The following is a 19726-nucleotide window of genomic DNA, read 5'->3' on the forward strand; positions in this document are numbered from 1 at the left end:
TAAGAATTTTTATAAATAACAAAATCCCATAGTTATCATAATTAATTCATATAGAACTTTAAGCAATGTTTATAGTTTGGAAATAATAGTAACATGATTATGTACTACAATTTAATTATACAAATAAAAGAAGGAGAGGATAGAAATGAAAGTAATTATACACGTTAATCAAAATGACAGATGGAATATGGCAATAGGAAATGTTCATAATTTATTAAATTTAGATCCAAAATTAGAGATTGAAATGTTAGTTCATGGAGAACCAATAGTAAATTTAAAAGAAGAAACATCAAAGAAAATGGAACTATATGATGATTTAAAGAGATTATCAGAAAAAGGAGTTAAATTTGCAGCTTGTAATAATACAATGACAAAAATGAATATTGATAAAAGTGAAATGTGTACTTTTGTAAAAATAGTTCCAGCAGGAGTTATGGAACTTATTGAAAAACAAAATGAAGGATACGCATATGTTAAGCCTTAAAGGTATTAAGTGTAAAAAGATATGAATATACTATATTTTTTAGTAGCGATAATAGCTACAACGATTGGTGCTGCAGCAGGAATTGGTGGAGGAGTAGTAATTAAACCGGTTCTTGATTCTGTAAGTACATTTTCACTTTCAACTATTAACTTGTTATCTTCATCAACTATATTTATAATGTCTATTGTTTCTATAGTAAGACAACTTATGAAGAAAGATAAAATAGATATAAAAAATACTACAGTAATTGCAATGGGGTCTATTTTAGGTGGAGTTATTGGACAAAAAATTCTTGGATATTTAGTGGGATTAAGTAATAATAGTAGTTGGCTTAATATTTTGCAAAGCGTAATGCTTATAGTTCTTTTGTTGTTTGTTTATTTTTATATGGAAAATAAAGATAATTTAAAGAAGTTTGATATAAAAAGTTATACTCTTATTTCAATAATTGGAATAATTCTTGGCGCTATAGCTGCATTTCTAGGAATAGGTGGAGGACCAATGAATGTTGCTCTATTTGCATTATTATTTGGAATGGATACAAAATCAGCTGCGAGAAATTCTATAATAGTAATATTCTTTTCTCAAGGTGCAAAGATTTTATCGATTGCTGTATCTACAGGATTTTCAAGCTATGATTTAAAAGTATTGCCATTAATGCTTGTAGGTGGTGTGGCTGGAGGTTTATTAGGGTATAAACTAAATAAAAAAGTTACTGAAAGAAGCTTACTTAAAATATTTAATGGAACATTATTGATAGTAGTATTAATAAACGTATATAATATAATTAAACTTTTATAATACCAAATACACTTGCATTTAGTATGTAATGATTCACTATATACTAAATGAAGGTGTATTTTTTTGCATAACAACATATGATACTGATACCATAAAATAAATGTAAAGGTTTTATAATAATAAGTAAATGATACGAAAATAATGATAATTTTAAAAAAATAATAAATATTTATGGATTATATAAAATGAATTACTATAAAATACAGTATTTTAGTATAAAATAGGAAAAATAAATTATTGACAAAATATATATGGAACTGATACCATAAAACCATAAATTTTAAGTTTGGGAGGAAAGTTATGAGTAAAGAACAAATAGTAGCTAAAGAGATATTACGAAATATTGGTGGCAAAGATAATATAAAGTCTATGGAGCATTGTGCAACTAGATTACGTCTTATATTAAAAGATAAGGAACTTATAAATGAAAAGGCTATAGAAAATATTGATGGAGTTAAGGGTCAATTTTTTGCAGCAGCTCAATATCAGATCATTTTAGGGACAGGCTTCGTAAATAAAGTTTACGCGAAAATGTCAGAAGAGGGAATAGAGTCTGGTAATGCTAAAGAGGAAGCATATAGTAATATGACATTACCACAGAAAATTTCACGTACACTTGGAGATATATTTGTACCTATAATACCTGTACTTGTGGCAACAGGATTATTTATGGGACTTAGAGGATTGTTAGTTAACCTTGGAGTTGAACTAAATCCAACATTTAATACATTAACAGAAGTATTAACAGATACAGCATTTATATTTTTACCAGCTTTAGTTGCATGGTCAACAATGAAAAAGTTTGGTGGAACACCAGTAGTTGGTATAGTACTTGGTCTTATGCTTGTGGCACCACAGCTTCCAAATGCGTGGCAAGTTGCAGGTGGTGCAGATCCAATTTATATTTCATTACTTGGATTAAGTATTCCTATAGTCGGATATCAAGGTTCAGTTCTTCCAGCGTTAGTACTTGGTATTCTGGCATCTAAAATTGAAAAGAATATTAGAAAAATAATGCCAGATATATTAGATTTAATATTAACACCATTTTTAACATTATTAATTTCAATGATACTTGGATTATTGGTTGTTGGACCTATAATGCATACAAGCGAAGTATATATTTTAGAATTATTTAAAATGTTCTTAGGATTACCATTTGGAATAGGTGGAGCAATAATAGGTGGAGTACATCAAATAATTGTTGTATCAGGAGTACATCATATATTTAATGCCCTTGAAGTTGAGCTTATTTCAGGAACTGGATTAAATCCATTTAATGCGGTTATAACTGGTGCTATTGTAGCACAAGGAGCAGCAGCTCTTGCAGTTGGACTTAAAACAAAAGATAGAAAAAAACGTTCATTATATATTTCATCAGCAATACCTGCGTTTTTAGGAATTACTGAGGCCGCTATATTTGGTGTTAACTTAAGATTTATAAAGCCATTTATATTTGCATGTATTGGTGGAGCAGCGTCAGGTATGACTGCAGCAATTATGAAGTTAGCAGGAACAGGAATGGGAATAACAGCACTTCCAGGAACGCTTTTATATATAAATTCAAATATTATTGGATATATTATAGTAAATGCTATAGGGATAGCTGTTGCATTCTCATTAACTTATCTATTCTTTAAGCCAGAAGAATAAGATGGATTACTCTTTAAATAATGGTATAATTAATAAATATTATACCTTTATTTAGGAGGAAGAGATGAAAGTAACAATACAAGATATCGCTAATATGGTTGGAGTATCAAAGAGTACAGTATCTAGATACTTAAACGGTGGTTATGTTAGTGGAGATAATGTAAATAAAATAAAAGAAGCTATTGAAAAGACAGGATTTGAAACTAATTTCTTTGCTAAAAGATTAAAAGCAAAAAAGAGTAAACTAATTGGAATTATTATGCCAAGAATAGATTCTTTTACAGCTGGTAAAACATTAAAAGGAATAAACAACAAGCTAGAAGAAAAAGGATATCAAAGTATTATTTTAACTAGCGAATTAAATAAAGAAAAAGAATTAAGTAACATAAAGAAGCTATATCAACAGGGTGTAGATGGAATCGTTATTATGTCCTTTGAAATATCAAAGGAACATGTGGAAATTGCAAGTAAACTACCTATACCTGTTGTTTTTTCAGGGCAAAGTTCTGAATATTTGAATTGTATAGCTTTAGATGATTTTAAAATAGGAGAAATTCTAGGGGAATATATAAGAGAACAAGGTCATAAAAATATTGTTTTCCTCGGAGTGGATGAAAGAGATAAGGCTGTTGGAGTTCTTAGAAAAAAAGGTTTCTATAGTGCATTTAATGATGAAGAATGTAATATTAACTTTGTTAAAACTACATTTTCATTTAATAGAGCATATGAAGCTGGGGATGAAGTATTAGAACATAATCCAACAGCTGTTATTTGTGCTACTGATAATATAGCATTAGGGCTCATGAGATTTTTACTCGAAAGAGGTATAAAAATACCTAATGATATCTCAGTTGCAGCATTTGGAGGATATGATGTTTCTCAAATAACATATCCATCACTTACAACGGTGAAAATTGACTACAGTTTATTTGGTGAAAAGACAGCAGAAAAGATTTTAAATTTAATAGATGATAAAGAGTTAGAAATAGATTCAAATATACCTTTAGAACTTATGACACGAGAGAGTGTTAAGAAGATAAATAAGGAGCTCTTATAAATTTGTTATTTAATTACTTTCACCAAATAAAAATATGAAAGGTGAAAGTATAATGAATTTTAAGAGTAATGATGAAATAAATAAAGAGAGTATGGAACTTTTAAATAGAGATAAAGATATATGGAGAAATAATTTTCATTTTGACTCTCCATTAGGATTAATAAATGATCCAAATGGGTTAAGTTTTTATAATGGGGAATATTATATATTCTTTCAGTGGAACCCTTATGGGTGTGAGCATAATTATAAGCACTGGGGATACATTAAAACAAAGGATTTTATAAATTTTAAATACCCAAAAGTGTTTATATCACCTAATAGTTGGTATGATAAAAATGGTTGTTACTCTGGAAGTGCTATTGTTAAAGATAATATATTAAATTTTGTATACACAGGAAATGTTAAAGATGCAGAAGGTAATAGAGAATCATATCAATGTTTAGCTACATTATCAAATGAAGATGATGTTAAAAAGCTAGGACCAATAATAAATGATATTCCAAAGGGCTATACAGCACATTTTAGAGATCCATATATATTTGAAAAAGATGAAAAATACTATATAGTAATTGGAGCTCAAAATAAGAAGCTACAAGGAAGAGCATTAATGTATAGTTCTATAGACTTTAATGAATGGATATTTGAAGGTGAAATTAATACAAGATATAAAGACTTTGGGTTCATGTGGGAGTGTCCTTCGTTATTTCAAATAAATGGACTTGATATTTTAGCAATTTCTCCTCAAGGATTGAAAAATGAAGAATTTAAATATCAAAATATATATCAGTCAGGTTATATGATTGGAAAGTTAAATTATAAAAACTTAGATTATAACCATGGTGAATTTATAGAATTTGATAGTGGGTTTGACTTTTATGCGCCACAAATATTTAAAGATAATAATGATAGAACTATAATGATTGGATGGATGGGACTTCCAGAAACTGAAGACACTCACATAACTAGTAAATATGGATGGATGCATTCGTTAACTATGCCAAGGGAACTATTTATTAAAGATGGAGTATTATATCAATCACCAATAAAAGAATTTAAAGACTTAAGAGAAGAGAAACTAGTATGTTTAGAAAATATTGAAACAGATGATTTAAATGTTGATAATATTGAAATGAATAGTTATGAAATGATGCTTGATTTAAATAGACTAGAATGTAAAGAAGTTAATATATCATTTATGGAAGGGAAAGATAGTAAGACTTCAATAATATATAATTTTGATAGTGAAATATGCATATTAAGTAGAATTAATTGTAATTCTAATGAAGTAGAAGAAAGAAAGTTTAAGCTATACATTAAAGATAGACTTAGAATTAATATGTTTGTTGATAAATCAGCAGTTGAAATATACTTTGGAGATGGCGAAAAAGTAGCATCACTAAAAATATACAATGAAGAAGATGCTACAGGACTTAGTATTAAATCTAATAAAGGAAATCTAAAGATTAATTCTATTAATATATGGAAGATGGGAGAGATTAAGTATTATGAGTAAAGTATTTTGCATTGGAGAATTATTAATTGACTTCATAGGAAAGGATATTAATAAAGGTTTAAAAAATGGTACAAACTTTGAAAAGAAGGCAGGTGGAGCGCCTGCAAATGTGGCTGCTGCTGTATGCAAACTTGGAGGAAAGTCAGAATTCTTGGGACAAGTTGGAAATGATTCCTTTGGTAAGTTTCTAATAGAAATGATTGAGGGAGAGAATATTGGAACAAGAATGACTAAGATGGAAGGTTACACTACATTAGCATTTGTTGCTATTGATGAAAATGGAGAAAGAGACTTTGAATTCCATAGAGGTAGCGATGGTGAATATTCATTCGAAAATATTGATACTAGTAAGATAGATAAAAATGATATAATCCACTTTGGCTCTGCAACAGGCTTTTTAGAAGGTGAACTTAGAAATACTTATTTTAAACTATTAGAATATGGAAAGGATAATGGGATTTTTATATCTTTTGATCCAAACTTTAGGGATGCTTTAATAACAGAAGGTAAAATTGCTGAGTTTATTAGATTTTCAAAAGATTTTATTAAATATGCTGACTTTATAAAAGTTAGTGATGAAGAAATAAAATTAATAACTGGAGAAACTGATTTATATAAGGGAGTCGAGGCTATTCATTCCTATGGTGGAAAAGTAGTTGCAGTTACCCTAGGAAAAGAAGGAACATTAATAAGTAATGGAGAAAATGTTGAAATCGTACCATCAATAAAAATAAATCAAGTTGATTCAACAGGAGCAGGAGATGCATTTGTAGGAGCGGTACTTAAGAAAATATGTGAAAGAAATATAAAGAAAGATATTAATTTTAATGATTTTAAGGAAATAATAGAATATGGAAATAAAGTCGGTGCAATAACTTGCACTAATTATGGAGCTATAGATTCAATACCTAATGAAGGTGATGTACTAAACTACTAACTATTTAATAGAAGTTTATAAGTTATTTATTATGGAATTCATAAGTTTAATATATTATGTGATCATATATATAGGAGGCAATACTTATGAAAAAAGAGGAGAATATAACTTATGATAAAGTAAAAAAAATTACACTAACAGGATTGATGATAGCAATTGTTTTTGTAAGTGGAAGTATAATAAAGATACCGACAATAAATGGATTTATGCAGATGGGAGATTGCATGGTATTCTTATCTGCAGTGCTTTTAGGAAGGAAATATGGTTTCTTAGCAGCTGGTATTGGTATGGCACTAGTTGATGCTAGTGGAGGATATATTGCATGGATTCCGTTTACCTTTATAATTAAGGGATGTATGGCACTATGTGCAGCAAGTATAATACTTAAATATAAGAAGAAAAATATAAGAACATTTTTAATTGCCTTTGTTATTGGGGGACTAGTGGATATTATTGGTTACTTTATAGCAAATGCGATTATGGGTGGAATTATAGTTAATGCATCAAATGGGTTTGATGGAAGTGTAGTTTATGCTATAGCACATGTACCTGGTGACTTAATTCAAGTTGTTTTTGGAATTATAATAGCAACTATTATAGCGCCTGTAGTTTATAGATTAAGAAATAACATATAAATTTACGAAAGTTGTTCTAATTTGGAAGGATTGGAACAACTTTTTTCTATTAATTAAAATAAATTATAAAAAAATAATAAAAAAGGGTTGTAAAAGGTTTACATATGTATTATTATATACTTAACCGATTTAGTGAAACGGTTAAGTGAGAAAGGATGGAGAATATGAATAAAATTTGTATACTTGGAAGCATAAATATGGATTTAGTTATAAAGGTTAAGGAAATGCCAAAGGAAGGCGAAACCATACTTTCAAAATCCTTTGAAAAGATAGCTGGAGGAAAAGGCGCTAATCAAGGGGTTGCTGCTAAAAGATGTGGCAATATAGTTACAATGATAGGTAAAATTGGACAAGATGAAAATGGGGTTATATTAAAAGACCTTTTAGATAAAGAAGGAATAAATACAGAACTAATATTTATTGATGAAAAAGAGCCAACAGGTATGGCTATGATAACAGTAAATGAAAGAGGAAATAATTCAATAACTGTTATTTCAGGATCAAATATGACATTAACAAAAGCAGAAATAATGAAATGTGAAAATGTAATTAAGGAAAGCGATATAATAATATCTCAATTTGAAACTCCAGAAGATATTACAATTGAAGGTTTTAAAATGGCTAAAGAAAACAACAAAATAACTATTTTAAATCCAGCACCAGCAAAAGAGATAAGTGATGAATTATTAAAATATACAGATATAATAATTCCAAATGAAACAGAAGCAGAACTTTTAACAGGAATAGAAGTTAATGGATTAGAAGATGCTAAAAAAGCAGCATCAGAATTCTTTAAAAAAGGAGTTCAATATGTAATTATAACTTTAGGTTCAAGAGGAGCAGCTGTTATAAATAAAGATTCAGCAGGAATTGTAAACGCATACAAAGTTAATGCCATTGATACAACAGCTGCAGGAGATAGCTTCATTGGAGGATTAAGTTCAAAGTTAGATTATAAAGATTTAAGCTTTGAAAATGTTATGAAAGCAGTTAAGTTTGGTAATAAAGTATCATCAATAACAGTTCAAAGAGAAGGTGCACAGCCATCTATAGCAAGTATAGAAGAAGTTATTGAAATGTATGGAGAGGAAGAATAGAAATATGAGAAAAACAGAGTTATTAAATAGTCAAATAAGTTCAGTAATATCAGAGATGGGGCACACGGATTCTTTAGCAATAGGTGATTGTGGATTACCTATACCAAAAGATGTTAAAAGAATAGATTTAGCGATAATTAAAAATTTACCAACATTTATGGATACATTAAAAGCAGTATTATTAGAACTACAAATAGAAGAAGTAGTATTAGCAACAGAAACACCAGAAGTAAGTAAAGAACTTTATGAAGAAATAAAGAAAGAAATTAAAGATGTAAAGATAACTTTTGTAAGTCATGAAGAGCTTAAAAAAGGCTTAAAGGAATGCAAAGCTGTAATAAGAACAGGAGAGCAAACACCTTATGCAAATATTATCTTGAAGTCAGGAGTTGTATTTTAAGAGGAGGAGTTTAGTATGAATTCAAAAAAACCAATGCTTAAAATGGAGGGAGTGAGTAAATCATTCCCTGGTGTTAAAGCACTAGATAATGTAAATATAACAGCTTATGGGGGAGAAGTTACTGCTTTAATGGGAGAGAATGGAGCAGGTAAATCAACTCTTATGAAAATATTAAGTGGAGTCTACACAAAGGATGAAGGTAAAATATTCTTACAAGGCGTTGAAGCAAATATACATGGAATTAAATCAGCAGAAGATTTAGGAGTTACAATAATTCATCAAGAACTTAGTGTAATAAACAATCTAACAGTTGCTGAAAATATTTTTCTAGGAAATGAAAAGGTTAACAAATTTGGAAAGATAGATAAGAAACTTATGCTTGAAAGAAGTAAGATGTTTTTAGAACAAATCGGTTGTGACGTTAATCCAAACGAACTTGCAGGAAACTTAAATGTTGGAGAAAAGCAAATGATTGAAATTGCAAAAGCTTTAACAAAAAATGCTGCAGTTATTATTATGGATGAACCAACAACTGCTCTTACAGAAGTAGAAACTAAAAATCTTTTCAAAGTAATTGAAAATTTAAAGAGCAAAGGTCTTGCTATAATTTACATATCACATAGAATGGAAGAAATTTTTGCAATATGCGATAGTGTTGAAGTATTAAGAGATGGTAAGTATGCTGGAACAGCTAGAATTGCAGATATTGATAACGATAAACTTATTACTATGATGGTTGGAAGAAAGATTGAAGATCAATTTCCATATAGAGTAGTAAAAAAAGGTAAAGTTATTTTAGATGTTAAAAATTTAAGTTCTAAGGCTGGGGTTGAAAATGCAAGCTTTGAAGTTAAAGAAGGCGAAATACTTGGAGTTGCAGGGCTAATGGGATCAGGTAGGACAGAGCTTGCAAAAACAATATTTGGTGCATATAAAAAGACAGATGGAACAGTTGAAATAAACGGAAAGAAACTTCATGGGGGAAATATAGGAGAAGCCATTAAAAATGGTATATGTTATCTTTCAGAGGATAGAAAAAAAGAAGGTTGTGTTCTTGGATTATCAGTATCTGATAATATGACAATTGCAAATTTAAACAGATATGAAAACAAGATGCTTGTATTAGATAAGAAAAAAGAAGCAAGTGACGTAGATGATTATATTAATAAAATAAGAATTAAAACACCAAGTCCAGAACAATATATTAAAAACCTAAGTGGTGGTAATCAACAAAAAGTTATTTTAGCTAAATGGTTATTAACAAAACCTGAAGTTTTAATTATTGATGAACCGACAAGAGGAATTGATGTTGGTGCTAAAAAAGAGATATATGAATTACTAAATGAGCTTAAAGCTAGCGGGAAAGCAATAATAATGATATCTTCTGACATGCCAGAGGTTCTTGGAATAAGTGATAGAATAATGGTTATGAGTGAAGGGAAGATAACAGGAGAAGTTAGCAGGGAAGAAGCAACACAAGAAAAAATTATGAAACTAGCAGTTGGAATAAAATAAAAAAACATGAGATAAAATAGTTTTAATTTGAGAGGAGTTTTTAATAATGAAAGAAAATTATAAAGTATACTTAGACAAATACAAATCTCTTATAGGGTTAGTGTTATTATGCATAATTATAACTTTTGTAACACCAAAATTTTTAAGTGTAGCAAACATAACAAATGTATTTACTCAAGTTTCAGTTAATGCAATTATAGCAGTTGGTATGACTTTTGTTATATTAACAGGAGGAATAGATTTATCAGTAGGTTCAACACTTGCAATTAGTGGAGCACTTTCTGCTTCAATTATAAAATCAACAGGAAGTATTACTTTAGCAATTTTAGGAGCTGCAGCATGCGGTATTATTATAGGATTTGTAAACGGTATTTTAATAGCTAAGGGGAAATTACAGGCATTTATAGCAACACTTGCTACTATGACAATATTTAGAGGAGTTACACTAGTATATACAGATGGTACTCCGATATCAAAGTTATCAGAAACATTTGCAAAGATCGGTAATGCAAAGCTTGGATTTATACCTGTACCAGTTATAATAACAATAGTTATAGCAGCTATAGCGATATTTGTACTATCACAAACTAAGTTTGGTAGATACCTTTATGCTTTAGGTGGAAATGAAGAATCAGCAAAATTATCAGGAATAAACACAGATAGAATAAAAATGATGACATATGTTGTATCAGGATTTGTATCAGCAATCGCAGGTGTAATTATAACAAGTAGAATCGGATCTGCTTCACCAAATGCAGGAACAGGATTTGAACTAGATGCGATCGCAGCAGTTGTAATTGGAGGAACTTCATTAGCAGGTGGAGAAGGAAAAATATCTGGTACAATAATCGGTGCTCTAATAATCGGAGTGTTAAACAATGGACTTAACTTAATGAACGTATCACCTTTCTATCAATCAATAGTAAAAGGGTTAGTTATATTAATCGCAGTATTATTAGACAAAAAGAGCAGAAATAAATAATTAGCTTTAAGGAGGAAAAAGACAATGAAAAGAAAAAAGAGATTACTTGCATTTATGTTAATTGGTATTTTCTTTGCAGGCTCCTTAACAGGTTGTATGAAAAAGGATAATCCTAAGAAAATAGGTATGGTAGTATCAACACTTAACAACCCATTCTTCGTTGCAATGAAAGATGGTGCACAAAAAGAAGCAGAAAAGTTAGGTTTTGAATTAACAGTTCTTGATTCAACAAATGATCCAGCTAAAGAAAGATCAAATGTTGAAGATTTAATACAACTTGGTGTAACAGCCCTTCTTATTAATCCAACAGACAGTGATGCTGTTGTAAAGACAATAGAAGTTGCAAATAAGGCTAATATACCAGTAATAACTTTAGATAGACAGGCAAATGGTGGAATGGTTACAAGTCATATAGCTTCAGATAATGTTGTTGGTGGAGAAATGGCAGGGAAGTATGTATTAGATAAGTTTAAAGGAAAAGGTCAAATAAATATAGTAGAAATACAAGGTATTCCAGGAGCTTCAGCTACAAGAGATAGAGGCCAAGGATTCCATAATATTTTAGACAAAGATAAGAATGCAAAATTCATATCAATTCAAGCAGCAGACTTTGATAGACAAAAGGGACTTCAAGTTATGGAAAATATAATTCAAAGAGATCCTAATATACAAGTTGTATTTGCACACAATGATGAAATGGCACTTGGTGCTGCAAAAGCAATTAAGGCTGCAGGGCTTAATACTATGGTAATTGGATTTGATGGAAATGATGATGCAAAAAATGCAATAGAGTCAAAAGAAATGGAAGCAACTATAGCACAACAACCAGATGAAATCGGCGCTTTAGGAGTGGAACTTGCATCAAAGATTTACAATGGTGAAAAGGTAAATGGAAATATAGCAGCAGATCTTAAAGTTTATACAAATTAATATAAACTTTGAAATTATGGAGCACTACTTATTAGCTCAAAGGGATGTGAGCGTAAATGAGGTAGTGCTCTAATTTTTATATATGGTATAATTTACGTAGATGTATTTTTAAGAGGTGAAAAATGAGAAAGACAACTTTATTAGACATAGCAAAAGAAGTAAATGTTTCAAAGACAACTGTGTCTATGGTATTAAATAATAAAGATCATAATATATCAGATGAAACAAGACAAAAAATATTAAAAAAAGCAAGGGAACTTAATTATGTTCCAAATTATTTAGCTAAAAGTTTAATTACGAACAAATCATATAGTATTGGAGTTATAGTTCCAGATATACAAAATCCATTCTTTAGTGAAATAGCTAAGGCTATAGAAAAGATAGCAGAGAAGAATGGTTATAGCATGGTGCTTTGTAATACATTTAATAGCATAAAAAAAGAAAAGAATCATATCAATCTATTAATGAGTAAATCTATAGATGGGGTTATTATAGCACCAGTATCAGATGAAAATGAAAGTTTGAAAATGCTACAAAGTAATGGGATTCCGTTTGTAGTAGTAGATAGACTTGTAAAAGACTTTGAAAAATTCAATGGAGTTTTTTGTGATAATAGAGAGGGCATTAGTTTAGGAGTAGACTTTCTTTATAAAAAGGATAAGAGGAAAATAGCTTTTGTTGGAGGAGATAGTGGACTTGAAACTTCAAACAGAAGATTAAATAGTTATATCGATAAAGTTAACGAGCTTGGAATTTTAAATGATGATTTGAAAATATATGCTGATTATTCAATGGAAGGCGGATTTTCTGCAACGGAAAGTTTAATGAAAAGAAATATTGAAATTGATGCTATATTTTATAGTAGTGATGTTATGGCTATAGGTGGAATGAAATATTTACTTAGAAATGGGTATAAGATTCCTGAAGATATAAGTATTTTAGGATTTGATAATATTAATATTTGTTCATTTATAGAACCAGAACTTACAACAGTTGCACAACCTATATCAAAGATGGGTGAGGAGTCTATTAATCTTTTATTAAAGCTTATTAATAAAGAAGCTGTAGAAACTGATATTATAAAGCTTGAACCATACTTAATTGAAAGAGGAACAGTTTAAAGTAATAAAAATGGAGGTTTAGTTATTATGAAGTGCCTAATAGTTCATGGAAGTCCAAGGAGAGGTAATACATGGGATGTTTTAAATATTGTTAAAGAACAATTAAATGATATAGAAGACATGGAGTATGAAATAGTAGAACTTAGAAAAGAAAAGTTGGATTTTTGCATAGGATGTTTTAATTGTATTCTTAAAGGGGAAGAAAAGTGTCCACATACAAATAAGACGAAAGTTTTAATAGATAAGATGGATGAAACAGATATTATTGTACTTACATCTCCTGTGTATTCTATGCAAGTATCAGCACTTATGAAAAATTTTATCGATCATATGTCATATAATTTCCATAGGCAAAGATTATATAATAAAAAAGCACTAATAATAACAACAACAGCTGGAGCTGGACATAAAGAAACTGCAAATTATTTAAAAAAAGTATTGCAATATTGGGGAATAACTAAAATTTTTACAATTCCAGTTGCATATAGAGCAGAGAATTTAACAGAAAAAAATAAAAATTTAATAATAAAAGAAGCTAAATCTTTTAAAAAGTATATATTGAAGAAAAAGAAAAATAAAGCAGGACTTAAACAAGTTGTAATGTATAATTTTTGGAGAGGAATGTCTCATAAAGATGGAGCTGATAATGCAGATTATAAATTTTATAAAGATAAGTCGTTAGTATATTATAAGGATATAGAGATAAGTACTTTTAATAAGTTAATTGGAAATATAGTTTATAAATTTATGAATTAAAAGGATAATAATTATTATATCGGTTATAATAATATTGTAGTTATATGAGAAATCTCCGGTTTCAATATGATAACTATGGGGCACTACCTGTATTAAGGTAGTGCTTTTTTGCATTTAATAAAAAAAATGTAAAAATATATTGTATAAAATGGAAATTAATAATATAATTTATGTATCTTATGTAAAAATAAAACTATGGAAAAAGGGATTAGAATAACGATGAAGGAGTAAATTTATGGAGGATAAGAGTAGGACGATATTAAATACCATATCTAGCACTTATTTTTATTGCAAAGTAGACAAGGATGAATTGGGTAATATTCTTGATTTAATAGTTGAAGAGAGCAATTATTGTAATGAAGATGTAATATGCTGCAGAGTAAATGATTTAGTGTCTAAAGAAAATAAGTATTATTATATTTATAGTGAAATAATTAAAACAATTAATGAAAATAAGGAATATAAAGCAAATAATGTAGAAGTTAAATGGGCAGGTAAAGAATACATTGTTATTTGGGTTAATGAGGAATTTATAAAAGAAACAACTTTATATGAAAATGAACTTAGAAATCAAAAGAAACTCTTAGATCTATTTATTGATTCAATGACAGATTACATTTTTTATAAAGATATTAATGGAAATTATTTAAATTGTAATAAAAGATTTTGTGAAACTTTAAATATGAAAAGAGAAGATATAATAGGTAAAAATGATAATGATTTATATGATGATGAAAATGCAAATAAGTATAAAGAAACAGATGCGGAAGCAATTAATAATGGTACTTTAGTATATATAGATGAGTGTAAATTAAGAGATGGAAGCTTATATGTAGAAGAAGCTGTAAAAGTGCCTTATTATGATCAAGATAATAATATTGCAGGTATTATTGGTGTAGTACGTGATGTATCATATAAAAGAGCAGTAAAAGATAGGCTTAAAAGCAATGAAGATATTTTTTCTGAAATATTAAATCATTTAGATGATGCCGTAATAATAAAAGAAGCTGATAAGACAATGTTTGTTAATGATGCCTTTGAGAAAATTTATGGGATAAGCTCTAAGGAAGTATATGACTGTAAGAGTTATTTAATTTCAGAGAAGAATATTCATCCAGAAGATAGACATCTTTTTGAAGACATTAATTTTGATGAGCCTTTAGAACGCATTTCTAGAATTATAAGAGCAGATAATGAAATAAGGTGGGTTTGGTTTAGAAGTAATCCACTTAAAGATGAGAATGGAACAACATTAAAAAGAATAATAATAATAAATGATATAACTAATAGAGTAGTTCAGGAGAAAGAATTAGATAGGCTTAGAATGGAGTTCTTCGCTAATATTTCTCACGAATTTAACACGCCAATTAACTTAATCGTTTCATCACTTCAGTTATTAAAACTGAGCATTTCTAATTCAGATGCTAAAGATAAGAGGAAATACTTAAATTATATTGAGTCTTGTAATCAAAACACATTTAGAATGATTAAATTAACGACTAATTTAATTGATAGTATAAAAATAGATGAAGGACTATTTAGATATAATCCAGTTAATATTGAAATAGTTAATTTTGTAGAAGAACTGTGCTTTAGAGTAGGTAAATTTGCTAATGAGAAATCTATTAATATAATTTTTGATACAGATTTTGAAGAAAGACTAGTATATTTTGATCCGGAACATATGGAAAGAATTATATTGAATGTTCTTTCAAATGGAATAAAGTTCAATAATGAAAATGGTAAAATTAATGTTATGGTATCAGAAAAAGAGGGCATGATTGAAATTTCAGTTAAAGATAATGGAGTTGGGATTTCTAAGGACAACCTATTGAATATTTTTGATAGAGTAAAGATGATAAATAGTAGGATGACAAAGATTAGTGAAGGTTGTGGAATTGGTCTTTATATTGCAAAATCTTTATCTAAGATGCATCAAGGTGATCTTAAAATTAAAAGTGAACTTGGAGTTGGAACTGAAGTAATTATAAAAATACCTGATATTTTAAGAGAAAAGAAGAGTTTACTAAATAAAGAGTGTAGTATGAACATAGACTATACTCAATTAGATAGAATGAAGATAGAATTCTCGGATATATATATGTAAAGTGAATAAACTAAAATATATAAATAAAATTGAGTAGGTGAACTAAAGATGAAAAAATATGGAAAAATTAAAGATGAAGAGTTAAAAAAGAGACTTACAGATATTCAATATGAAGTAACTCAAAATAGCCAAACAGAAAGGCCGTATAGTAATGAGTATTATAATAATTTTAAAAAAGGTATATATGTTGATATAACAAGTGGAGAGCCATTATTTTTATCAAGTGATAAATTTGATTCAGGTTGTGGATGGCCAGCCTTTTCAAAACCTATAACAAGGGACGTTATAAAGGAAAAGAGAGATACTAGTTTTAATATGGAAAGAATCGAAGTTAAAGGTAAAAATTCGAATTCTCATTTAGGTCATGTATTTAATGATGGGCCTCTAGATAAAGGCGGACTTAGATACTGTATAAATTCTGCTTCTTTAAGATTTATTCCTATAGAATATATGGATAAAGAAGGGTATGGTGAATATATATCTTTAATTGACTAATAGTCTAAAAAGATATATAAATAAACATATAGATAAAGAAGATGAAGAGGTATGTACTTATGAATGAAAATTACGTAAAAGCAGAAGAAGCAGCGAAAAAATATGGATTATACTTGAAAGTTGTTACATCAGTAAGTTCTTTTGAAAATTATAATAGTTTTTTCAATATATTTGATGAGTCAGATGAGCCGTGCAGACGTATTGCTATTTTAACTAAAGATAAAAATATTGAGGAAGTATATGAAATAGATCCAGGAGTGGATATAGAGGAATCATCAATTGTTGATGGGAATATTTGGATAAAAGAATATAAGTTAACAACAAATCCTAAAAATATTTCTTTAAATGAATTAACGGTTAAAATAGAAGCGTTAAATAATATTTTACAATCTAATAAATAAGAATTATGAGAAGCAGCCAAAATAATGGCTGCTTTTTTTTGCATACAAATGTTAAACTTTAGAAATTCTTTAGATTTACATATAATCTATCTTTAGATTTTAAAACTAAAATAATTATAAGGAGGTAATATAAAGAATAAGTGGTAAATATAGTGATTTCTATGGTATTATATAAAAGCAAAATATGGTGAAAATTAGGGGATTTTAAAATGTGGGAAGGGGATAATTAAAATGAAGTCATATAATATTTTAGTTGTTGAAGATGAGAAAGAAATTGGAGATGCTATAGAAATATATTTACACAACCAAGGATATAATGTGTTTAGAGCTTTTAATGGTGTTCAAGGGTTAAATATACTAGAAAGAGAAGAAATACATTTAGCTATAGCTGATATAATGATGCCAAAAATGAATGGAATAGAGTTTACAATGAAAATGAGGGAAAGTTACGACTTTCCAGTTATAATGTTATCTGCAAAATCAGAGGATATGGATAAAATTTTAGGTCTTAATATAGGTGCAGACGATTATATAACTAAGCCATTTAACTCATTAGAACTTATAGCAAGAGTTAATTCTCAACTTAGAAGATATTCAAAGTATTTAAAGTTTTTAAATGATAAGGAAGAAAATAAAAGTATTTTTTCCGTAGGGGGATTATCCGTTGATATTGATAGAAAGGAAGTAATCTTAGATGATAAGGTTATTAGGATAACACCAATAGAATTTAAGATAATACATCTTCTTATAAAAAATAGGGGGAGAGTATTTTCTTCTGAAGAAATATACGAAAGGGTTTGGAATGAGTACGCAGTTAATACAGATACTGTAATGGTACACATAAGGAATATAAGAGAGAAAATAGAAATAGATCCTAAAAATCCGAGATATTTAAAGGTGGTATGGGGAGTTGGATACAAAATTGAAAAATAAAAAGGTGAATTTAAAAGTTACATTAATTGTTTTATTTTTAATATTACTTATGTCTGTAGGTATAGTTTCAACATATGGAACAATGCGGAGAACTATTTTAAAGAATAATATGAATTTATTAGGTAATATGAATTTTTATAATTACTTGGATTCGTTAAATTATTCAAACTATATTAACAGTAAAGAAGGGATAAGTGCTCCTTTAGATGATGGAACTAATTCAGATTACTATATATTAAATAAAGAAAATAATAGTGTGTTATCTGATTTTACAGATGATACTTTAGTGAAAAATATATTGGATAATAAAGACTTCACATATACTAATGATGATTATGATGTATGTATAATATCAGATTATGATAAGGATGGAAATATAAAAGTTAGATTTTTATTGGAAAATAGCAGCTATGAGACAGAGTATCAGCCAGTTGAATTATATGATGTAAATGTTAAAGATGCAACATTTATTTATGGAATAAAAGATATTGGATCATCAACTTTGCCTTATGATTATTTCACGGAAGATATATGGTATGAATATCGAATGTGTATAAGTGTATTTAGTATGGTTTTAACAATAATACTTTTAACTATTGCATTATGTATTCCATATAGAAAAGAAAAAGATATATTCATAATAAAGCAAATTTTAAAAAAGTCAGTAGAGTTAAAAGTAATAATTCCAATTTTAACTATAATAATTGGAATATTTACTTTAGATATTTCTGCAGATGTTATGAGTATGAGAACTGCATACAGCCTTAATAATACAGGAATGGGATATGATTTTTCTAAAAATATATCTTATATAATTAACATTTTACTGTTTACTATGCAATTTATTGTATTATTTATTTCAATCGTAATTATTAAAGATTTATTTATAAATGGCATAAAGAATAAATCTCTAATATTTAAGTTAAAAAGAAAAATGAAAAATAAAGCTAAAAGTATGCAATTAGAAGGTAAAAATAAAGAGATAATTAAAATAATATTAGTATTTAATTTTATAGTCGTATCACTTATGTGTACAATCTGGTTATTTGGTATAATTGTAGCCTTCGTTTATTCAGTAATACTGTATGTTTTTATAAGAAAGTATATAAAAAATATTATTGAAAAATATAGAATGATTTTAGAAGAAACAAAGCGAATTAGTGAAGGTGATTTAAGTAATAAATTAAGTGGAGATTTTTCATTATTAGAGCCTTTAAAAGATGAAATTTTAAATTTGAAAGATGGTCTCGAAAAATCAATTGAAGAAGAAGTGAAAAATAGAAAACTGAAAGGTGAACTTATAAGCAATGTATCAAATGATTTAAACATTCCAGTGAACTCAATTATGGATTATGTTGAAAATTTAAAAAATGATAATTTAAGTGACAAAGAAAAACAATATTATTTAGAAAATTTAGAAAAAAAATCTTACGAACTTAAGAAATTAATTGAAGATATATTTGAAATAAGTAAAGCAAATAGTGGAGATATAAAACTTAATCTTGATAATGTTGACATCGTGTCATTAATAAAGCAAACAATAGTAGAAATGAGAGAGAAAATAGATAATTCTAAATTAAAACTAAACTTAAATGTTCCAGATGAAAAGGTAATTCTTTGTCTTGATGGACAGAAGGTATTTAGAATATTTGAAACATTAATTGATAATATGGTGAAATATTCATTAGAGAATACAAGAGTATATATTGAGATTATTAATAAAGAAGAAAAAGTATATATAAGCTTTAAAAATATTTCAAGAGAAGAAATATCAAATTATGAGGATAAGGGGCTTGGACTTCAAATTGCAAGAAGTTTTATTGAGGTACAAGGTGGTAAATTTGAAGTAAAGGTAGATGGGGATTTATTTAAAGTTATAATTAGCTTTAATATGGGGGTGAATTAGGTT

The 19726-nt window shown here is 28.2% G+C and carries 19 protein-coding genes; all 19 read left to right on the plus strand.

The window, feature by feature from the left end; all coding sequences use genetic code 11:
- Positions 1–145 precede the first annotated feature (145 nt).
- The gene (locus RSF37_RS02730; RefSeq protein ID WP_332562852.1) at positions 146–484 is read left to right on the plus strand and encodes a DsrE family protein; all 339 of its coding nucleotides are present in this window, start codon (positions 146–148) and stop codon (positions 482–484) included.
- 21 nt (positions 485–505) lie between these two features.
- Positions 506–1285, plus strand: a complete 780-nt coding sequence (locus RSF37_RS02735) for a sulfite exporter TauE/SafE family protein (RefSeq protein WP_332562853.1) — start codon at positions 506–508, stop codon at positions 1283–1285.
- 300 nt (positions 1286–1585) lie between these two features.
- Complete coding sequence (locus tag RSF37_RS02740) at positions 1586–2938, plus strand: sucrose-specific PTS transporter subunit IIBC (RefSeq protein ID WP_332562854.1); 1353 nt, start codon at positions 1586–1588, stop codon at positions 2936–2938.
- Positions 2939–3002: 64 nt separating this feature from the next.
- Positions 3003–3995: a LacI family DNA-binding transcriptional regulator gene (locus tag RSF37_RS02745; RefSeq protein ID WP_332562855.1), complete on the plus strand. Its 993-nt coding sequence runs from the start codon at positions 3003–3005 to the stop codon at positions 3993–3995.
- A gap of 52 nt (positions 3996–4047) precedes the next feature.
- Entirely contained in the window at positions 4048–5508 is a 1461-nt protein-coding gene (locus RSF37_RS02750) for a glycoside hydrolase family 32 protein (protein ID WP_332562856.1), read from the plus strand.
- Positions 5501–6445: a carbohydrate kinase family protein gene (locus tag RSF37_RS02755; protein ID WP_332562857.1), complete on the plus strand. Its 945-nt coding sequence runs from the start codon at positions 5501–5503 to the stop codon at positions 6443–6445. The genes RSF37_RS02750 and RSF37_RS02755 overlap by 8 nt, the downstream gene beginning before the upstream one ends.
- A gap of 86 nt (positions 6446–6531) precedes the next feature.
- The gene (locus RSF37_RS02760) at positions 6532–7080 is read left to right on the plus strand and encodes an ECF transporter S component (protein ID WP_332562858.1); all 549 of its coding nucleotides are present in this window, start codon (positions 6532–6534) and stop codon (positions 7078–7080) included.
- Between the two features lie 164 nt (positions 7081–7244).
- The gene (rbsK, locus tag RSF37_RS02765; RefSeq protein ID WP_332562859.1) at positions 7245–8177 is read left to right on the plus strand and encodes a ribokinase; all 933 of its coding nucleotides are present in this window, start codon (positions 7245–7247) and stop codon (positions 8175–8177) included.
- 4 nt (positions 8178–8181) lie between these two features.
- Positions 8182–8577: a D-ribose pyranase gene (rbsD, locus tag RSF37_RS02770; RefSeq protein ID WP_332562860.1), complete on the plus strand. Its 396-nt coding sequence runs from the start codon at positions 8182–8184 to the stop codon at positions 8575–8577.
- 15 nt (positions 8578–8592) lie between these two features.
- Positions 8593–10092, plus strand: a complete 1500-nt coding sequence (locus RSF37_RS02775; protein WP_332562861.1) for a sugar ABC transporter ATP-binding protein — start codon at positions 8593–8595, stop codon at positions 10090–10092.
- Between the two features lie 46 nt (positions 10093–10138).
- Complete coding sequence (locus tag RSF37_RS02780; protein WP_332562862.1) at positions 10139–11074, plus strand: ABC transporter permease; 936 nt, start codon at positions 10139–10141, stop codon at positions 11072–11074.
- 24 nt (positions 11075–11098) lie between these two features.
- Positions 11099–12004, plus strand: coding sequence for a ribose ABC transporter substrate-binding protein RbsB (gene rbsB, locus RSF37_RS02785; protein WP_332562863.1), 906 nt, complete (start codon positions 11099–11101; stop codon positions 12002–12004).
- 122 nt (positions 12005–12126) lie between these two features.
- Positions 12127–13125, plus strand: a complete 999-nt coding sequence (locus RSF37_RS02790; protein ID WP_332562864.1) for a LacI family DNA-binding transcriptional regulator — start codon at positions 12127–12129, stop codon at positions 13123–13125.
- A gap of 27 nt (positions 13126–13152) precedes the next feature.
- The gene (locus RSF37_RS02795) at positions 13153–13881 is read left to right on the plus strand and encodes a flavodoxin family protein (RefSeq protein ID WP_332562865.1); all 729 of its coding nucleotides are present in this window, start codon (positions 13153–13155) and stop codon (positions 13879–13881) included.
- Between the two features lie 235 nt (positions 13882–14116).
- Positions 14117–15988, plus strand: coding sequence for a sensor histidine kinase (locus RSF37_RS02800; RefSeq protein WP_332562866.1), 1872 nt, complete (start codon positions 14117–14119; stop codon positions 15986–15988).
- 66 nt (positions 15989–16054) lie between these two features.
- Positions 16055–16483 carry a peptide-methionine (R)-S-oxide reductase MsrB gene (gene msrB / locus RSF37_RS02805; RefSeq protein ID WP_442878498.1) on the plus strand — a complete coding sequence of 143 codons (429 nt, stop codon included), beginning with the start codon at positions 16055–16057 and terminating at the stop codon, positions 16481–16483.
- Between the two features lie 59 nt (positions 16484–16542).
- On the plus strand, positions 16543–16884 hold the full coding sequence (locus tag RSF37_RS02810; protein ID WP_332562868.1) for a hypothetical protein: 342 nt from the start codon (positions 16543–16545) through the stop codon (positions 16882–16884).
- A 231-nt stretch (positions 16885–17115) separates the two neighbouring features.
- Positions 17116–17817: a response regulator transcription factor gene (locus RSF37_RS02815; RefSeq protein ID WP_332562869.1), complete on the plus strand. Its 702-nt coding sequence runs from the start codon at positions 17116–17118 to the stop codon at positions 17815–17817.
- Positions 17795–19723, plus strand: a complete 1929-nt coding sequence (locus RSF37_RS02820; protein ID WP_332562870.1) for a HAMP domain-containing sensor histidine kinase — start codon at positions 17795–17797, stop codon at positions 19721–19723. The genes RSF37_RS02815 and RSF37_RS02820 overlap by 23 nt, the downstream gene beginning before the upstream one ends.
- Positions 19724–19726: the final 3 nt, after the last annotated feature.

It is taken from the genome of Clostridium sp., from assembly GCF_036643715.1.
Classification (GTDB): Bacteria; Bacillota; Clostridia; order Clostridiales; family Clostridiaceae; genus Clostridium.